At 71.2% G+C, this 15,678-nt stretch carries 15 protein-coding genes; 8 read left to right on the top strand and 7 right to left on the bottom strand.

The window, feature by feature from the left end:
- Nucleotides 1-85 precede the first annotated feature (85 nt).
- From IAI53_RS13655 to nifL, 4 genes are all read right to left on the bottom strand, one after another.
- Nucleotides 86-772 (bottom strand): SGNH/GDSL hydrolase family protein, encoded by a 687-nt coding sequence (locus IAI53_RS13655; protein WP_187718726.1) that lies wholly within the window; start codon nt 770-772, stop codon nt 86-88.
- Between the two features lie 107 nt (nt 773-879).
- Nucleotides 880-1,146: a PepSY domain-containing protein gene (locus IAI53_RS13650; RefSeq protein WP_187718725.1), complete on the bottom strand. Its 267-nt coding sequence runs from the start codon at nt 1,144-1,146 to the stop codon at nt 880-882.
- 141 nt (nt 1,147-1,287) lie between these two features.
- On the bottom strand, nt 1,288-2,838 hold the full coding sequence (gene nifA, locus IAI53_RS13645) for a nif-specific transcriptional activator NifA (protein ID WP_187718724.1): 1,551 nt from the start codon (nt 2,836-2,838) through the stop codon (nt 1,288-1,290).
- Nucleotides 2,835-4,397 carry a nitrogen fixation negative regulator NifL gene (nifL, locus tag IAI53_RS13640; RefSeq protein WP_187718723.1) on the bottom strand — a complete coding sequence of 521 codons (1,563 nt, stop codon included), beginning with the start codon at nt 4,395-4,397 and terminating at the stop codon, nt 2,835-2,837. Before nifL ends, nifA begins: the two co-directional genes overlap by 4 nt.
- A gap of 250 nt (nt 4,398-4,647) precedes the next feature.
- Between nifL and rsxA the strand changes: the two genes are divergently transcribed.
- The 7 genes from rsxA (at nt 4,648) to IAI53_RS13605 (ending at nt 10,152) form a co-directional block, all read left to right on the top strand.
- Nucleotides 4,648-5,229, top strand: a complete 582-nt coding sequence (gene rsxA / locus IAI53_RS13635; protein ID WP_187718722.1) for an electron transport complex subunit RsxA — start codon at nt 4,648-4,650, stop codon at nt 5,227-5,229.
- Between the two features lie 16 nt (nt 5,230-5,245).
- Nucleotides 5,246-5,821: an RnfABCDGE type electron transport complex subunit B gene (locus IAI53_RS13630; protein WP_187718721.1), complete on the top strand. Its 576-nt coding sequence runs from the start codon at nt 5,246-5,248 to the stop codon at nt 5,819-5,821.
- A gap of 9 nt (nt 5,822-5,830) precedes the next feature.
- Nucleotides 5,831-7,375, top strand: coding sequence for an electron transport complex subunit RsxC (rsxC, locus tag IAI53_RS13625; RefSeq protein WP_187718720.1), 1,545 nt, complete (start codon nt 5,831-5,833; stop codon nt 7,373-7,375).
- Entirely contained in the window at nt 7,372-8,427 is a 1,056-nt protein-coding gene (locus tag IAI53_RS13620; protein ID WP_187718719.1) for an RnfABCDGE type electron transport complex subunit D, read from the top strand. Before rsxC ends, IAI53_RS13620 begins: the two co-directional genes overlap by 4 nt.
- Before the next feature lie 3 nt (nt 8,428-8,430).
- Entirely contained in the window at nt 8,431-9,108 is a 678-nt protein-coding gene (rsxG, locus tag IAI53_RS13615) for an electron transport complex subunit RsxG (RefSeq protein ID WP_187718718.1), read from the top strand.
- A gap of 74 nt (nt 9,109-9,182) precedes the next feature.
- Complete coding sequence (locus IAI53_RS13610) at nt 9,183-9,854, top strand: electron transport complex subunit E (RefSeq protein ID WP_349771946.1); 672 nt, start codon at nt 9,183-9,185, stop codon at nt 9,852-9,854.
- Nucleotides 9,855-9,873: 19 nt separating this feature from the next.
- The gene (locus IAI53_RS13605) at nt 9,874-10,152 is read left to right on the top strand and encodes an RnfH family protein (RefSeq protein ID WP_187718716.1); all 279 of its coding nucleotides are present in this window, start codon (nt 9,874-9,876) and stop codon (nt 10,150-10,152) included.
- A gap of 19 nt (nt 10,153-10,171) precedes the next feature.
- Here IAI53_RS13605 and IAI53_RS13600 read toward each other — a convergent pair whose 3' ends face one another.
- The 3 genes from IAI53_RS13600 to IAI53_RS13590 are packed head-to-tail and all read right to left on the bottom strand — an operon-like array spanning nt 10,172 to nt 15,054.
- On the bottom strand, nt 10,172-10,426 hold the full coding sequence (locus tag IAI53_RS13600; RefSeq protein WP_187718715.1) for a hypothetical protein: 255 nt from the start codon (nt 10,424-10,426) through the stop codon (nt 10,172-10,174).
- Nucleotides 10,427-10,482: 56 nt separating this feature from the next.
- Nucleotides 10,483-12,240, bottom strand: a complete 1,758-nt coding sequence (locus IAI53_RS13595; protein ID WP_187718714.1) for a PAS-domain containing protein — start codon at nt 12,238-12,240, stop codon at nt 10,483-10,485.
- A gap of 57 nt (nt 12,241-12,297) precedes the next feature.
- Nucleotides 12,298-15,054 carry an EAL domain-containing protein gene (locus tag IAI53_RS13590; protein WP_187718713.1) on the bottom strand — a complete coding sequence of 919 codons (2,757 nt, stop codon included), beginning with the start codon at nt 15,052-15,054 and terminating at the stop codon, nt 12,298-12,300.
- A 184-nt stretch (nt 15,055-15,238) separates the two neighbouring features.
- Between IAI53_RS13590 and IAI53_RS13585 the strand changes: the two genes are divergently transcribed.
- On the top strand, nt 15,239-15,667 hold the full coding sequence (locus tag IAI53_RS13585; protein WP_187718712.1) for a bacteriohemerythrin: 429 nt from the start codon (nt 15,239-15,241) through the stop codon (nt 15,665-15,667).
- The last annotated feature ends 11 nt before the right edge of the window (nt 15,668-15,678 follow it).

Genomic DNA, 15,678 nt, shown 5'->3' with positions numbered 1-15,678 from the left:
GATGACATGTCACAAACCGCGGCGCGGCCCGGACGGGCGCCGTCATGACGACCGGAAACACCGCGCATGCCGCGCGGGTGGAGACCTACTGCGCCGCGCCGGCCGCGCCCGCATCCTCGGCCTGCGCCTCGGGATGGGCGAGCAGGCCATCGACCACGCCGACCAGCGCCTCGCCGAGCGTGAGGTGCTCGGCGGCGTCCAGGTGCACCCCGTCCAGCGGGCTGGCGTTGACCACGCTGCCGGCGTCGAAGAAGTGGCAGCCCTGCTCCTCGCACATCTCGCGGTAGGCCACGGCGAGCCCGGTGCATTTGCGGTCGGCACCGTCGAACTTGGGCGCGATCGGCCCGCTGGGCGGGCGCAGCACCGGCGGACAGACCACCAGCACCGGCGGCACCGGCATGCCGGGCTCGATCGGCGCACTGCGGATGGCGCCGACCAACGTAGCCACGCCGGTAGCGGCATGCCAGGCGTTGTGCGGGTGCATGGACTGGAAGTCGTTGGTGCCCAGCATCAGGATCACCAGGTCGAGCGGCGACTGGCTCTCGATGCACTGTGCCAGCCCGTCCAGGCCGTTGCGCCCCGGTTTATAGGGATCTTCCCAGACGGTGCGGCGGCCGTTCAGGCAGTCTTCGATCACCCGTACCCGGCGCCCGCCGGCGGCGAGGCCCAGTTCCAGCACACCCGGCCAGCGCTGCTCGAAGTCCAGCCGGCGGCGCGTGCGCGGGATGATTCCCCAGGAGAGGGAGTCGGCATAGACGAGGATCTGCTGCATGCGGGGCCCCCGGTTCGGACGATGATGGTCGCGGGCGGCGCGGCAAGGCCACCCGCTGTTCATGGTAGCCCCCGCAGCCGGGCCGGCAAAGCGGCCGCGGCAGGAACTCAGTCGTCCAGGCGCTCGGAGATCACCGCGCCCGAGTACGGATCGACCCGCAGGTCAAACCGGCGCCCCTCGCGGTAGGCCTCCACTTCCCAGCGCCCGTCCTCGAACTCCACCTCGACGATCGGCCCGTAGCCCTGGCGCTCCAGCCCCGCGACGATCTCGGACAGCGGACGGGCGTCGCCCGGCGGACGGCTCGCCGCAGACAGCGGCATGGAGAAGAAGGCGGCGCTGGCAAGCAGGAAGGCAGCGATGGTGTTCTTGTTCATGGCTTGGGCTCCATCGAAGGATGGGATTGGACGAGCCACGATTCTGGCACGCCGCCCGGCCTGTCTTGCCGATGTCTTACACCTGGAAACAGGGTCGGGCGCAGCCCGGCCCCTGGGCCCGGACGCGCCCGCCGCCGGCGCTCAGATCTGCCTGACCTTGATGTTGAGCGTCTGGATGCGGTAGGCGATCTGCCGCGGCGTCATGTTGAGCAGGCGGGCGGCCTTGGCCTGCACCCAGCCGGCCTGCTCCAGCGCGGCGATCACCCGCTCGCGCTCGTCCAGGTCGGGATCGTCCAGATCCACCGCGCCGCCGCCGCGCAGCGGGGTCACGCGTTCCTCGATGCCGGAGATCAGGATCAGGTCGCGGTCGATGCTGCCGTCCTCGCTCATCACCGCGGCGCGCTCGATGCAGTTTTCCAGTTCGCGCACATTGCCCGGCCAGGCGTGGTGCAGCAGCACGCGCAGGGCGCTGTCGGTGATCGACAGCGGACGGCCCTGCACGCCGGCGATCTTGTCCACCAGGTGGCGGGCGATCTCCGGGATGTCCTCCACCCGCTCGCGCAGCGGCGGCAGCATGATGGGCATGACGTTCAGCCGGTAGTAGAGGTCCTCGCGGAACTTGCCGGCTTCCACCTCGGATTCCAGGTCGCGGTTGGTGGCCGCGATCACCCGCACGTCCACCTTCAGGGTGCGCGCGCCGCCCACCCGCTCCAGTTCGCCTTCCTGCAGCACGCGCAGGAGCTTGGCCTGGAAGGAGGCGGAGATCTCGCCGATCTCGTCGAGGAACAGGGTGCCCGCGTCGGCCATCTCGAAGCGGCCCTTGCGCTGGGTGAGCGCGCCGGTGAAGGCGCCCTTCTCGTGGCCGAAGAGTTCGGATTCGAGCAGGTTCTCCGGCAACGCCGCACAGTTGAGCTTGACGAAGGGGCCGGCCGCGCGCGGCGAGTTGTAGTGGATGGCCTGGGCGATCAGCTCCTTGCCGGTGCCGGTCTCGCCACGCACCAGCACGGTGGTGTTCCACTTGGCGACCTGGCGCACCTGCTCGAAGACCTGCTTCATCTTCGCGGTGTGGCCGACCACGTTGTCGAAGCCGTAGCGGTTGCGCACGGTGCGGCGCAGGGTGTCGCGCTCTTCGGCGATGTCGCGGCGCTCCTGGCGCACTTGCAGGGCGAGGCGCACGGTCTGGCCGATGAGGTTGGCGACCATCTCGGCCAGGTGGGCGTCGTCCTCCAGGCGGTCGCGCGCCACCAGCGGCGGCTGCAGCGCGAGCACGCCCAGGGTCTCGTGGCCGACCCGGATCGGCACGCCGACGAAGGGCGCCTCGCCGTCGAACAGGCCGCGCTGGGCGAGGTAGCGGGGGTCGTCGGCGAGGCGCTCCAGCACCTGCGCGCGGCCGCGCTCGAGCACCAGGCCGATCACGCCTTCGCCGGCGCGCCAGCGCATGTCCGGCGTACAGGGCGCGTCCACGCCGTGCAGCGCGGAGATCGCCATGGCCTCGCCGTCCGGCTCGGTCAGGGTGACCAGCGCGCGGTTGAAGCCGCACTCCTCGTCGAGCACGCGCAGCACCTCGGCCAGGGTCTCGCGCAGTTCCAGGGTGCGCGACAGCACGCGGCTGACGCGGTAGAGCGATTCCAGGGCGGATTCCAGCCAGGCGACGCGCATGTCGCCCGCATCGGCAGGCAATGGCGAACTCATCCGTGGGCCTCCACCGAGCGGGTGGCCGGGAAGCTCACCCGCAGACGACAGCCGCCGACATGGCGCGGATCGATCTCGAGCACGCCGCGGTGGCGGCTGACGATCTCCTGCGCCAGCGACAGGCCGACGCCGCGCGCCCCGCCGCGCGAGGGCTTGGTGGAGAAGAAGGGCTCGAAGATCTTCAGCCGCAGCGCTTCCGGGATGCCCGGCCCGGTGTCGACGATCTCGGCTTCCACCTGGCCGTCGCGGGCCACGGTGGAGAGGAAGAGCGCGCGCTCGTTCCAGCCGCGCACGTTCATCGCCTCGATGGCGTTGCCGACCAGCTGGCGGAATAGGTTGCGCAGCGCCGCAGGGTCGCCCTGCACCGAGGGCAGCACATGGGCGGGTTGCCAGTCCACGGTGATGCCGGCCGACAGCAGGGCGTCGGTTTCCAGCATCAGCACGTCGCGCAGCACTTCGTTGAGGTTCACCGGGCCGGTGGGCTCCAGCGGCTCGGGCGGCATGGCGGCCTGCAGGGTGGCGATGGCCTGCTCGCCGGCAGCCTGGGCGTCGGCCAGCGCGCGGGCCAGCGGGTCGATGGCGGCGCTCTGCCCGGCGCGACGCTTCTGCAGCGTGGCGGCGGCGGAGATCAGGTTGACCGGTCCCTGGAGCTGGAAGATGGCGCCGGAGAGCGCTTCGCGCAGGCTCTGGTTGAGCTCCCCTTCGGAGAGCATGGCGCGCATCGCGGCGAGGCGCAGCGCCTCCTCCTGGCGCTTGGATGCACTGATATCGTGCATGACCAGCAGCTGGTAGTCGCTGCGGTCGTCGCCGTAGAAGGCGTCCGGCAGCGTGGAGCGTTCCTCGAACCAGGTCAGCGAACAGGCGTACCAGCGCGCCTCGCCGCCGCCCGCGCGCTCGAAGCGCAGTTCGTGGTTGGCAAGCGGGCGGCGATGGGTCACCGCGGTGTGGAAGGCCTCGCCCAGGCTCTCCTGCAGCGCGCTCATCACCGCGTGGGCAGGCTCGGCCACCCGCATCTCGACGGCGATACGGCGGTAGGCCGGATTGTCCAGCACCACCTGGCCGTCGCTGTTGAGCAGGGCGACCGCCACCGGCGCCACCGAGATCACCGATTCGATCAGCTGCTTGTGGTTGGTAAGTTGCTGCGCCAGGCGGTGTTCGTCGGTGGCATCCCAGTGCATGCCCAGATAGTGCGTCTGGCCGCCGTTCTGCGGCGCCAGCGGGGTGACGGTGAGTTCGGCCACATAGGGCAGGCCGTCCTTGCGGCGGTTGAGCAGGCGGCCGGTCCACGGCCGGCCCTCGTTGAGCGCCGCCCACAGCGCCTGGTACACCGGCTTGGGCGTGGACCTGTAGGACAGCAGCGACTGGTTCTGCCCCACCACCTCTTCGGCGGCGTAGCCGGTGATCGCGCAGAAGGCCTTGTTCACATAGAGGATGGTGGCCGCCGCATCGGTAATCGAGATCGCGATGGCGGACTGATCGACCGCGTGGTGGAACAGCGCATCGGTGATGTCCGCGGGAATCTGCGGCAGCGGCGAGGAAACGGGGGCGGGAGTGGCCATGCTTGAAATCTCGCGACGGTGGCGGGAGTTCCGAAGCAAGCGATGTGCCACGGCGGCGGACACGGGCGCCGGGCCTGGACCGCGCCGCCGGCTGTCGCAATCGCGACAAAGCCGCGGACGATGGCGGACTCGATACAGCAAACACCCCGCATCGCAGCGCACCAACTCCATTAAATCATGGCTTTACGATTCCATCCGGGCGTGGCACGCGTTCTGCTGACCGGAGCTTGAACGCGTGGAGAACGAGGCGATGAACGAGTGGTTGATGCTCCTGCTGGGAACGGCGCTGGTGAACAACGTGGTGCTGGTCAAATTCCTCGGCCTGTGCCCCTTCATGGGGGTGTCGCGCAAAATCGACAGCGCGGTCGGCATGGGGCTGGCCACCACCTTCGTGCTGGTCCTGACCAGCGCGCTCACCTGGGCGCTCGAACACTGGCTGCTGGTGCCGCTTGAACTCGGCTACCTGCGCCTGCTGGGCTTCATCCTGGTGATCGCCGCCACGGTGCAGTTCGTCGAGATGGCGGTGAAGAAGAACGCCCCCGAGCTCTACCAGGTGCTGGGCATCTACCTGCCGCTGATCACCACCAACTGCGCGGTGCTGGGCGTGGCCCTGCTCAACGTGCAGGAGGGCGCGGGCTTCGTCACCAGCGTGCTCTACGCGCTGGGTTCGGCGATCGGCTTCACCGTGGTGCTGATCATGTTCGCCGGCCTGCGCGAGCGCCTGGCGCTGGCCCGCGTGCCGGCCGCCTTCGCCGGGGCGCCGATCGGCTTCGTCACCGCCGGCCTGCTGTCGCTCGCCTTCATGGGCTTCGCCGGCCTCACCAACCACTGACAAGGGGGTGCCAGAGATGTTGTACGCAATCCTCAGTCTCTCGCTGCTCGGCGTCGCGCTCGGACTGATCCTGGGCGTGGCCGCGCGCAGCTTCCGCGTGGAGGCCAGCGGCATCGAAGCCGAACTGGAAGCCATGATGCCCGGCACCAACTGCGGCCAGTGCGGCTACCCCGGATGTGCCGGCGCCGCCGCCGCGCTGGCCAAGGGCGAAGCGGGCGCCACCTGTTGCCCGCCCGGCGGCAAGGCGCTGGCCGAGGCGCTCGCCGCCCGCCTGGGTCTCTCCCTGGACGCCGCCGCGGTGGCCGACGAGCTGCCGGTGGTGGCCGGCGTGCGCGAAGACATCTGCATCGGCTGCACCAAGTGCTTCAAGGCTTGCCCCACCGACGCGGTGATCGGCGCGGTCAAGCAGATCCACGCGGTGATCCGCGAAGCCTGCACCGGCTGCGCCAAGTGCGAGCACATCTGCCCGACCGGGGCGATCACCCTGACCCCGGTGCCGGTGACCCTGCAGACCTGGGTGTGGCCCAAGCCGGCGCTCGAAGCAGCGCCCGCGGCACCGGCCGCCCCCGCGCTGGCGAGCGCGAACGCATAAGGACCGACCATGGGCGCACCCGACATCTCCCTGCTCACCCGCCTGACCCGCCTGGTCAAGCGCTGGGGGGCGCACCCGGACGGCCGCAAGGACCCGGCCGCCGGCACCGAGACCACGGCGATTCCGCTGCCGCCGCTGCTCACCCTGCCGCTGACCCAGCACATCGGCGCACCGGCCCGCCCGCTGGTGAGCGCCGGCGAGCGCGTGCTGCGCGGGCAGCTGATCGCCGAGGCCGCCGGGCCGGTGTCCGCGCCCCTCCATGCACCAACTTCGGGCACCATCCTGGGCATCGGCGAGGTGCAGGTGCCACATCCCTCCGGCCTCACCGGTCCGGCCATCCTGCTGGAGAGCGACGGCCTGGACGAGGCGGTGGCATTCACCGGCGCCAACCCCTTTACCCTGGAGCCGGCCGAGATCGCCCGCCGGGTGGCCGCGGCCGGCATCGTAGGCCTGGGCGGCGCCACCTTCCCGGCCGCGGTCAAGCTCAGCCTGGGGCAGCGCACGCCCATCCCCACGCTGATCCTCAACGGCGGCGAGTGCGAGCCCTATCTGTCCTGCGACGACCGCCTGATGCAGGAGCGCGCGGGCGAGGTTATCGACGGCGCGCGCATCATCCTGCGCGCCATCGGCGGCAGCCGCGTGCTGATCGGGGTCGAATCCAACAAGCCACAGGCCATCGCCGCGCTGCGCGAAGCGGCCGCCGGCTTCGGCGAAGTGGCGGTAGTCACCGTGCCCAGCCGCTACCCAATGGGCTCCGAAAAGCAGCTGATCGCCTGGCTCACCGGCCGCGAGGTGCCCTCGCAGGGGCGCTCTGCGGACATCGGCGTGGTGGTGCACAACGTCGGCACCGCGGCGGCCATCCACCGCGCAATCCGCTACGGCGAGCCGCTCACCAGGCGCATCGTCACCGTGGCCGGCGGCGCGGTGCGCACCCCGCGCAACCTGGAAGTACGCCTCGGCACCCCGGCCTCCGCGCTGGTGGCCTTCTGCGGCGGACTCACCGAAACCCCGGCGCGCCTGGTGATGGGCGGGCCGATGATGGGCATCGCGGTCACCACCCTGGAGCTGCCGATCATCAAGGGCTCGGGCGGGGTGCTGGCGCTCACCGCCGCGGAGACCGGCGCGCGCCAGGCCGCGGAAGGCCCATGCATCCGCTGCGCGTCCTGCGTCGGCGCCTGTCCGATCGGCCTGCTGCCGCTGGAGATGGCCGCGCGCATTCGCGCCGGCGACCTCGCCGCCTCGGTCGACCTCGGGCTCAAGGACTGCATCGGCTGCGGCACCTGCTCCTTCGTGTGTCCGTCGAAGATCCCGCTGGTGCAGTACTTCAACCACGCCAAGGGCGAGCTGGCCGCGCGCGACCGCAACAAGCTCAAGCAGGACGCCATCCGCGAACTGGTCGAGGCGCGTAACGAACGCATGGAGCGCGAGGCGCGCGAGAAGGCCGAGGCCGCCGCGCGCCGCAAGGCCGAGCGCGAGCGCGCCAAGGCCGAAGCCGCCGCAAAGGCCGCCGCCGCGGCCGCCGAACAACCCGCCAGCGAGGAAAGCGCGGCATGAACATCGTGTCCTCCCCCCACGCCCACGGCGCCCGCCCGGTCGGCCAGGTGATGATGCTGGTCATGCTGGCCCTGCTGCCGGCCACCCTGGCCGGCTTCTGGCGCTTCGGCTGGCCGGCGGTGTACCTGTGGCTGGTCACCGTGCTGGCCTGCGTGTTCGCCGAGGCGCTGTGCGTGCGCCTGGCCGACCGCCCGGCCAAGCCGGCGCTGGCCGATGGCTCGGCGGTGCTCACCGGCTGGCTGCTGGCCCTGTCGCTGCCGCCCTGGGCGCCGTGGTGGCTGGGCGCGGTGGGCGGCGCCTTCGCCGTCGTGGTGTGCAAGCACGCCTTTGGCGGCATGGGGCAGAACCTGTTCAACCCTGCGATGGCCGCGCGGGTGATGCTGCTGATCTCCTTCCCGGTGGAGATGACCCAGTGGCTGGCGCCGCTGCCGCTGGGCAGCGCGGGCGCCCCCGACGCGCTGGGCGCGCTCGCGATCACCTTCGGCGCGGTGCCCGACGGCATGACCAGCGCCTCGCTGCTCGACCACGCGCGCAGCGCGGTCTCGCGTGGCCTGCCGATCACCGGCGAGGTTGACCCGCTGGCCCTGGGCCTCGGCGACCGCGCCGGCAGCCTGGGCGAGACCAGCGCGCTGCTGCTCGCCGCCGGCGGCCTCTTCCTGGTCTTCATGCGCGTGATCGGCCTGCGCATCCCGGCCGCCTTCCTGCTCGGCGTGGCCCTGCCCGCGGCCATCGCCCACTTCCTCGCCCCGGAGCGCTTCCTGCCGCCCATGGCCCACCTGCTGGCCGGCGGGGTCATGCTGGGCGCCTTCTTCATCGCCACCGACTACGTCACCTCGCCCTCCACGCCGCTCGGCCAGTGGATCTTCGGCCTCGGTTGCGGGCTGCTGAACTGGATCATCCGCACTTGGGGCGCCTACCCGGAAGGGGTGGCCTTCGCGGTGCTGCTGATGAACGCGGCCACGCCGCTGATCGACCACTACACCCGTCCGCGCATCTTCGGCCGCACGCGCAGCGGACGCAGCCTGACGCCGGCCGCACCGAAAGGGAACTGAGCGATGCACTGCACCACGCCCACCCCGTCGGCCCCCGCCGCCAGCGGCGACCGTCTCGACACGCTGTGGTACCAGACCGTGTCGCTGGGCGTCGTCGCCCTGGTCGCGGGCGGCGCGTTGGCGCTGGCCCACACCGCCACCGGCCCGGTGATCGCCGCGGCCGAGGCACACGACGTGGCCACCTCGCTCGCCCAGGTGCTGCCGGAGAACTTCCACGACAACGACCTGCTGGCCGACACCACCACGGTGACCGGCACCGACGGCCGTCCGCTCACCGTGCACCGCGCCCGTCAGGGCGGCGAAGTGGTGGCGGTGATCTACCAGATGAGCGGCAAGGGCTACGCCGGGCCGGTGCGCCTGGTGATGGGCGTCGACCGCAACGGCCGCATCACCGGCGTGCGGGTCACCGGCCACGCCGAGACCCCCGGCCTGGGCGACAAGATCGAGGCCGCGCGCAGCCCGTGGATCCATGGCTTCGCCGGCAAGTCGCTGGAAGACCCGGTGCCCGCGCGCTGGGCGGTAAAGAAGGACGGCGGCGAGTTCGACCAATTTGCCGGCGCCACCATCACCCCGCGCGCGGTGGTCGGCACAGTCAAGGCCGGGCTGGATCTCTACCTAACGCAACGCGCGGCGATGTTCGCCGATCCGGCCGCGAGCAGCACTGAGGAGGCGAAACCATGAGCACGACTGCCGAGGCCACCGACCTGCCGGCCGAGGGCATCCCCGCCGCCGCCGCGGCCCCTGCGAAACCTGCGGTGGACTACCGCGGCATCGTCGGGCGCGGCCTGTGGACCGAGAACATGGTCTTCGCCCAGATGCTGGCGCTGTGCCCGCTGCTGGCGGTCACCGGTACCGCCACCAACGGCCTGGGCATGGGGCTGGCGACCACCGCGGTGCTGGTGATGGCCAACGTGGGCGTGGCGCTGATCCGCAACTGGGTGAGCGCCAGCGTGCGCATCCCGGTGTTCGTGGTGCTGATCGCCACCCTGGTCACCCTGGTGGACATGAGCATCAACGCCTGGCTGCACGACCTCTACAAGGTGCTGGGCCTGTTCATCGCGCTGATCGTGTGCAACTGCGGCATCCTGGGGCGCGCCGAGGCTTTCGCGTCGAAGAACCCGGTGGCCGCCTCGGCGGTGGACGGCCTGGCGATGGGCCTGGGCTTCACCCTGGCGCTGGTGGTGCTCGGCGCGGTGCGCGAACTGCTCGGCGCCGGCACCCTGTTCGCCGGCGCCAGCCTGCTGCTGGGCGAGGCCTTCCGCTTCCTGGAGATCACGGTGATCCCGGACTACAAGGGCTTCCTGCTGATGATCCTGCCGCCCGGCGGCTTCCTCGCCCTGGGCTTCCTGATCGCAGGCAAGCGGGTGTGGGACACCAAGCGCGAACGGCAGCGCGCTGCCGCGCTGACCGAAGGCGCGAACGCCTGAACGAGGGGAGAAACACGCAATGAGAGTCGGAGTGGCCTACGCGGACGACGGCCGGCAGGTGTGGCTGCGGGTGGACGTGCCCGACGGCGCCACCGCGCTGGAGGCGATCGAGCGTTCCGGCCTGCTGCAGATGTACCCGGCGATCGATCTGGAGATGCAGAAGGTGGGGGTGTTCGGCAAGGTGGTGAAGCTCGACACCCCGTTGCAGGTCGGCGACCGGGTGGAGGTCTACCGCCCGATCACCTGCGATCCCACCCAGGTGCCTCGCCGCGACACCGGCGACGGCGACGAGGACTGAAGCACCCGCCCGGCCGCGCTCAGCTGCCCGCCAGCGCGAGCAGGCCGTGCTGCGGCACGCCGCCGCCCAGCAAGACCACGAACAGCATCACCGCCACCAGCGCGCTCAGCGCCACCCAGGTGGCGACGTAGCGCTCGTCGATCTCGCGCAGCGCGCCGCGCCACATGCGGCGCAGGCGGCAGTGGGGACACAGGCCGTCCGCGCCATCCACCCGCAGCACACCGCAGTCGGCGCAGCGCCCCGCGGCGTTGATGGTCATCTCCCTTGCATCCATGCCCGGCTCCGTCGTGTTGAACACGCGGACCAGCATGCCGAATGACCATTACAGTCTCATGGATTTTGCGTGGCACCCGGCAGCGCGGTGCACACCCGGTTGCGCCCGGCGTGCTTGGCGGCGTACACCGCGCGGTCGGCCTCGGCCAGCAGGTGGTCGAAGTCCGGTGCGCGGCGGCGCTCGCCCGGCGCGCAGGCCACCCCGATGCTGACCGTGAGCCGCAGGGCCGCGCCGCCCGGGCTGGCCGGCACGCTGGACGCCACCGCCTGGCGCAGCTTCTCGGCCACCGTGCGGGCGCCCTCGACGCCGGTGTCCGACAGCAGGACGAGGAATTCCTCGCCCCCGAAGCGCCCCACCATGTCCACCGCGCGCACGTTGCCCGACAGGACGTTGGCCACGCCACGCAGGCAGTCGTCGCCCACCAGGTGCCCCCAGCGGTCGTTGACCTGCTTGAAGAAGTCGATGTCGATCAGCAGCAGCGCGAAGCTGCTGCCGGTGCGCTGCAGGTGCGCCGCCTCCAGCTCGTAGCGGCTGTGGAACTTGCGCCGGTTGGCCAGGCCGGTGAGCGGGTCGTGCAGGGCGATCTGCTCCAGGTCGCGGTGCGCGCGGGTCAGCTCGCTGACGTCCACATCCACGCCGCGGTAGCCGAGCAGCTCGCCGTGCTCGTCGTGCACCGGCCGCGCGGTGCATGACAGCCACACCGCTTCGCCGCGCCGGTTGCGGGTGGCCAGCGTCCAGCGCTCGATCGGTTCGCGCGCGGCGATGGCCCTGCGCACCCGGCAGTCGCCACGCTCGCCCGAGGCGGCGGCGCCCGCGCAGCCTTCCGCGCACTCGTCGCCGCACAGGCGCTGCCAGCGATCCTTGCCCAGCATGTGCGAGTCGGGCACGCCGAGGATCTTCTCCATGCCCTGCACGAAGGTGTAGCGGCCATCGGGGCCGGTTTCCCAGATGCAGGTGGGCGAGAAGTTGACCGCCTCGCCCATCAGGTCGCGCACCCGGCGGATGGTGCGCTCGTTGTTCACCCGCTCGGTGATGTCGGTGTAGGTGGTGACGAAGCCGATCGGCCGCCCGCCCTCGCTCACCACCCGGCCCTCGACCTCCATCACCCCGCCGTCGCCGCGGGTGCGCTCCAGCCTATGGGGCTCGAAGCGGCGGGCGAGCTCGACCATCCGGCGGACCTTGTCCTCGACATCGACCTCGCCGTATTCGCCGCGCCGGGCGTTGAAGCGGATCACGTCGGCAAAGCTCACCCCGGGACGCATGAAGTCGTCCGGCAGGTTCTGTACCTTGACGAAGGCCGGGTTCCACAAGGCGATGTCCAGCGCCTCGTCGATCACCGTGATGCCCTGCGGCAGGGCGCTGACCACCGCGTCGAGGTAGCTGGCCGCGCGGCGCGCTTCCTCCTCGGCGCGCTTGCGCTCGGTGATGTCGGTGTAGATGGTGACGAAGCCGCCGCCGGGCAGCGGGTTGCCGCGCACCTCCAGCACCCGGCCGTCGGGGCGCGTGCGCTCGAACACGTGGGCCTGCATGCGCCGCGCGCGTTCCAGCACGCCTTCGACCTGCCCGGCCGGGTCGCCCGGCCCGTACTCGCCGCGCGCCACGTTGAACTCGGCCAGCCTGCGCATGCACGGCAGCCCGTCGGCGAAGAGCTCGTCGGGGAATTCCAGCAGTTCGCGGAACTGGCGGTTGCAGGCCACCATGCGCAACTCGCTGTCGAACAGCGTCACCCCGCTGGGCAGGAAGTCGATCAGGGTCTGGAGCAGGTCGTGGGGCAGCGTGCCGCCCCCGTCCCCGGCGGTCCGGTCGGTATCCATCGTCGTCTCCTCCTGTTCTCGCCCCGGCGGCTCTGCGGCCGCACTGCGGGCTGGGTGTCATGCGTGGCCGCTGGGCGCCTCCAGGACATTGCCGGGCGCCTGCTCCAGCGGCAGGGCGCCGTCCCTGACAAGCTGTGCCAGCGCGTCGCCGGGCATCGGCCGGCCGTGCAGGTAGCCTTGCAGCACATGGCAGCCGATGCCGGCGAGGAAGTCGCGCTGGCGGGCGGTCTCGACGCCCTCGGCCACCACCTCGATGTTCAGGTTGCGCGCCAGCGCGACGATGGCGCGGGCGATGGCGCGGTCGCTGTCGTTGTGTTCGAGGTCGCGCACGAAGCTGCGATCCATCTTCAGGCGGTCGAGCGGGAAGGTCTTGAGGTAGGCCAGCGAGGAATAGCCGGTGCCGAAATCGTCGATCGCCACGCGCACGCCCAGGGTCTGCAGGCGCCGCAGGGTCTCGGCCGCGCCGGCCGGGTCCTCCACCAGCAGGCCTTCGGTGATCTCCAGCTCCAGCAGCCGGCCCGGCAGGCCGGTCTCGCGCAACACGGCCTCCACCTCGTCGAGCAGCCCGGCGTCGGCGAACTGGCGCGCCGACAGGTTTACCGCCACCGGCAGCTCACGGCCCAGGCTGGCCTGCCAGCGCCGCGCCTGCCAGCAGGCGGCCCGCAGCACCCAGGCGCCGATGGGCACGATCAGCCCGGTCTGTTCGGCCACCGGGATGAACTGCACCGGCGACACCATGCCCAGCTCGGCGCTGTGCCAGCGCAGCAGGGCCTCGACCCCCACCAGTCCGCCGCCGCTGGCATCGACCTGGGGCTGGTAGTGCAGTTCGAACTCGCCCTGCTCCAGCGCGCGCCGCAGCATGCGCTCCAGGCGCAACAGGCGGACGCCTTCGCCGCTCATGTCCGCAGCGTAGCGTCGCCAACTGCCCTGACCTTGCTGCTTGGCCCGGTTCATCGCCGCCTCGGCCTTCATCAGCAGACCGGCGGCCTGGTCGTCGTCGTCCGGCGCACAGGCCACGCCTATGCTCACCGTCACGCCCAGTTCGTGCCCGCCCGGGTGCATCGGCGGGATGAAGGCCTCCAAAAGGGCCTGGCAGCGGGCATCGAGGCTATCGAGTCCGTCCTCGAGCAGCGCGGCGAAGCGGTCGCCGGCCGGGCGCGCCAGCGGGGCATCGGCCGGCAGCGCGGCGCGCAGGCGGGCGGCGATCTCCTGCAGGACCTCGTCGCCCAGCGCATGGCCGAGCGACTCGTTGATCAGCCGGAAGCGGTCCACGCCGATATCCAGCACCGCGCAAGCCGGCCCGCCACTGGCCGCGCCTTCCACCGCGCGCGCCACCACCGCCTGCCAGGCTTCGCGGTTGAGCAGGCCGGTCAGGCGGTCGTGGTTGCGCAGCTGCTCGATGAGCTGCTCGGACTGCCGGCGCTGGCTGAGGTCGAAGATCATGGCGATGTAGTTGGCGACCACGCCCTGCGCATCGCGCACCGCCACCAGCGAGAGCTGGGCCGGGTACTGCTCGCCGTTGCGCCGGCGGTTCCAGACCTCGCCTTCCCAGCTGCCGTGGCGCAGCAGGTCCTGCCACATGGCGGCAAAGAAGGTGGCGTCGTGGCGGTCCGAACGTAGCAGGCTCATCGACTGGCCGATCACGTCGGCCGCCGTATAGCCGGTCATGCGCGAGAAGGCCTTGTTGGCCTGCACGATGACTGCCTGCGGGTCGGTGATCACCATGGCCTCGGCGCAATCGCCGAACACCGAGGCCGCCAGCTGCAGGTCGTTCTCCGCCAGGCGCTGGCCGCGGCGCACCTGCAACCAGCCGGCGGCCGCCAGCAGGCAGGACAGCAGCGCCAGCCCGACCGCCACCAGCAGGGTGTGCTGCGTGAACTCCAGGTGTTCCCGGGCCCCGCGCGCCACCGATTCGCCCAGCAAGACCTCCACCGATTTCATCGCGTCGATCTTCTGGGTGGCCACCGCGAACCACTCTTCCGCGCTGGGCAGGGCGTCGGCCATGAAGCGGGGGGCATCCGCGATATACACGATCTTGCGGCGGATGGCCTCGGCGCGCAGCACCAGCGGACGTTCCTCCATGTCCCAGTAGGCCTCGCGCAGCGCCGGGTCGACCAGGCCGAAGAACTGCCGGATGAACACCTCCTTCTGTGCCTGGATGCGCAGCAGCGCCTCGCGCCGCGGCCCGGGGTCGAAGTTGCCCGCCGCCAGCATGGTGGTGAGCAGGGCGCGCTCCTGCCCGGCCATCTCCTTGGCCTGCAGGAAGGCGATCAGGGCCAGCTGGGCGCGCAGCAGACGACCGTCGGCGAGCTGCGCGGTATCGAGCATCAACTGGAACAGGGACTGGACGATGTCGGTATAACGCGCCACGGCCACGTCCCGCGACAGCACGCGTCCGCCCACCAGGCGGCGCAGTTCGCCCAGGCCGTCGAGCGCCGCAAGCTCGGGCGCGGGCGTGTCCTCGCCCCGGCTGGCGGCCTGCGCAGCCATGGCCACCCGCAGCGTCGCCAGTGCCGGATCGGCGCGGGTGTACTGGTCGGCAAGCTCCGCGCCGAAGCGCGCACCGCCCGAAGCCAGCAGGCCGCTGGAGATGCCGCGCTCCTTCTGCAGTTCGTCCACCGCCTGGCTGATCAGCGCATTGGCGTCCACCTGGGCGTGGATCTGCCGCGCCAGGCGCCACTCGCGCAGCTTGTCGAGCACATTGCCGGCGGCCAGCAGCGACAGCGCGCCGAAGAATACGATCAGGACCCAGGGGAAATGCCGCCTCAACAGGCGAAACGGGATGCGACCGGCAGCGGACGGGTCGGATGCCAAACAACGCTCCTCCGCCTCGCCACGGCACATGCGCCAAGCGCGGCGATGCCGGCTCGGGCGAGACACACGCCGACCAATATAGTCAGGACGCGCGCCGCACGAACTGATGCGGGTCAAGAATGAATTGCCGCCCGCATGCGAGCATCACCGGTTTCCGCCCATCACGCCCAACGTGGAGCCCCCCATGCCCGTGGCCTGGACGTCCGAACTGAGCACCGGCATCAGGACGATAGACCTGCAGCACGAGGAACTGGTCGACATGATCAACGCCTTCCAGGCGGCGGTCTCGCGCGGCGAAGCCGCGGCGACGCTGGACGCGCTGCTGCCCCGCCTGGCCGCTTACGCACTGTTCCATTTCGGCACCGAGGAGGCGCTGCTCGCCGAGCTCCCGGCCGGTCACGGCCATGCGCAGGCCCACCTGCGCGAGCACGCCGCCTTCGCCGCCCGGGTGGAGGCCTTCCGCACGGCCGATGCGCACGCGCGCGCGGCCACCCTGGGTGAATTCGGCGACTACCTGTCGACCTGGATCGTGCAGCACATCATGAAGACCGACCAGGAACTGGCCCGCCTGCTCGCGGCGGGCGGCGGGGGGCGCCCGCCGCTGTCCCCCTGAGGACGCGCGCC

Source organism: Thauera sedimentorum (assembly GCF_014489115.1).
GTDB lineage: Bacteria > Pseudomonadota > Gammaproteobacteria > Burkholderiales > Rhodocyclaceae > Pseudothauera > Pseudothauera sedimentorum.
Note: the sequence above shows the minus strand (reverse complement) of the source record. Positions and strands in the feature narration are given on the sequence as shown.

Excerpts from the sequence above, each read along its gene's own strand:
- IAI53_RS13650 (WP_187718725.1), bottom strand. The coding sequence starts at position 1,146 with ATGAACAAGAACACCATCGCTGCCTTCCTGCTTGCCAGCGCCGCCTTC.
- IAI53_RS13620 (WP_187718719.1), top strand. The coding sequence starts at position 7,372 with ATGAACATCGTGTCCTCCCCCCACGCCCACGGCGCCCGCCCGGTCGGC.
- IAI53_RS13630 (WP_187718721.1), top strand. The coding sequence starts at position 5,246 with ATGTTGTACGCAATCCTCAGTCTCTCGCTGCTCGGCGTCGCGCTCGGA.
- rsxG (WP_187718718.1), top strand. The coding sequence starts at position 8,431 with ATGCACTGCACCACGCCCACCCCGTCGGCCCCCGCCGCCAGCGGCGAC.
- IAI53_RS13600 (WP_187718715.1), bottom strand. The coding sequence starts at position 10,426 with ATGGATGCAAGGGAGATGACCATCAACGCCGCGGGGCGCTGCGCCGAC.
- IAI53_RS13595 (WP_187718714.1), bottom strand. The coding sequence starts at position 12,240 with ATGGATACCGACCGGACCGCCGGGGACGGGGGCGGCACGCTGCCCCAC.
- nifA (WP_187718724.1), bottom strand. The coding sequence starts at position 2,838 with ATGAGTTCGCCATTGCCTGCCGATGCGGGCGACATGCGCGTCGCCTGG.
- rsxC (WP_187718720.1), top strand. The coding sequence starts at position 5,831 with ATGGGCGCACCCGACATCTCCCTGCTCACCCGCCTGACCCGCCTGGTC.
- IAI53_RS13585 (WP_187718712.1), top strand. The coding sequence starts at position 15,239 with ATGCCCGTGGCCTGGACGTCCGAACTGAGCACCGGCATCAGGACGATA.
- IAI53_RS13605 (WP_187718716.1), top strand. The coding sequence starts at position 9,874 with ATGAGAGTCGGAGTGGCCTACGCGGACGACGGCCGGCAGGTGTGGCTG.
- nifL (WP_187718723.1), bottom strand. The coding sequence starts at position 4,397 with ATGGCCACTCCCGCCCCCGTTTCCTCGCCGCTGCCGCAGATTCCCGCG.
- IAI53_RS13655 (WP_187718726.1), bottom strand. The coding sequence starts at position 772 with ATGCAGCAGATCCTCGTCTATGCCGACTCCCTCTCCTGGGGAATCATC.
- rsxA (WP_187718722.1), top strand. The coding sequence starts at position 4,648 with ATGAACGAGTGGTTGATGCTCCTGCTGGGAACGGCGCTGGTGAACAAC.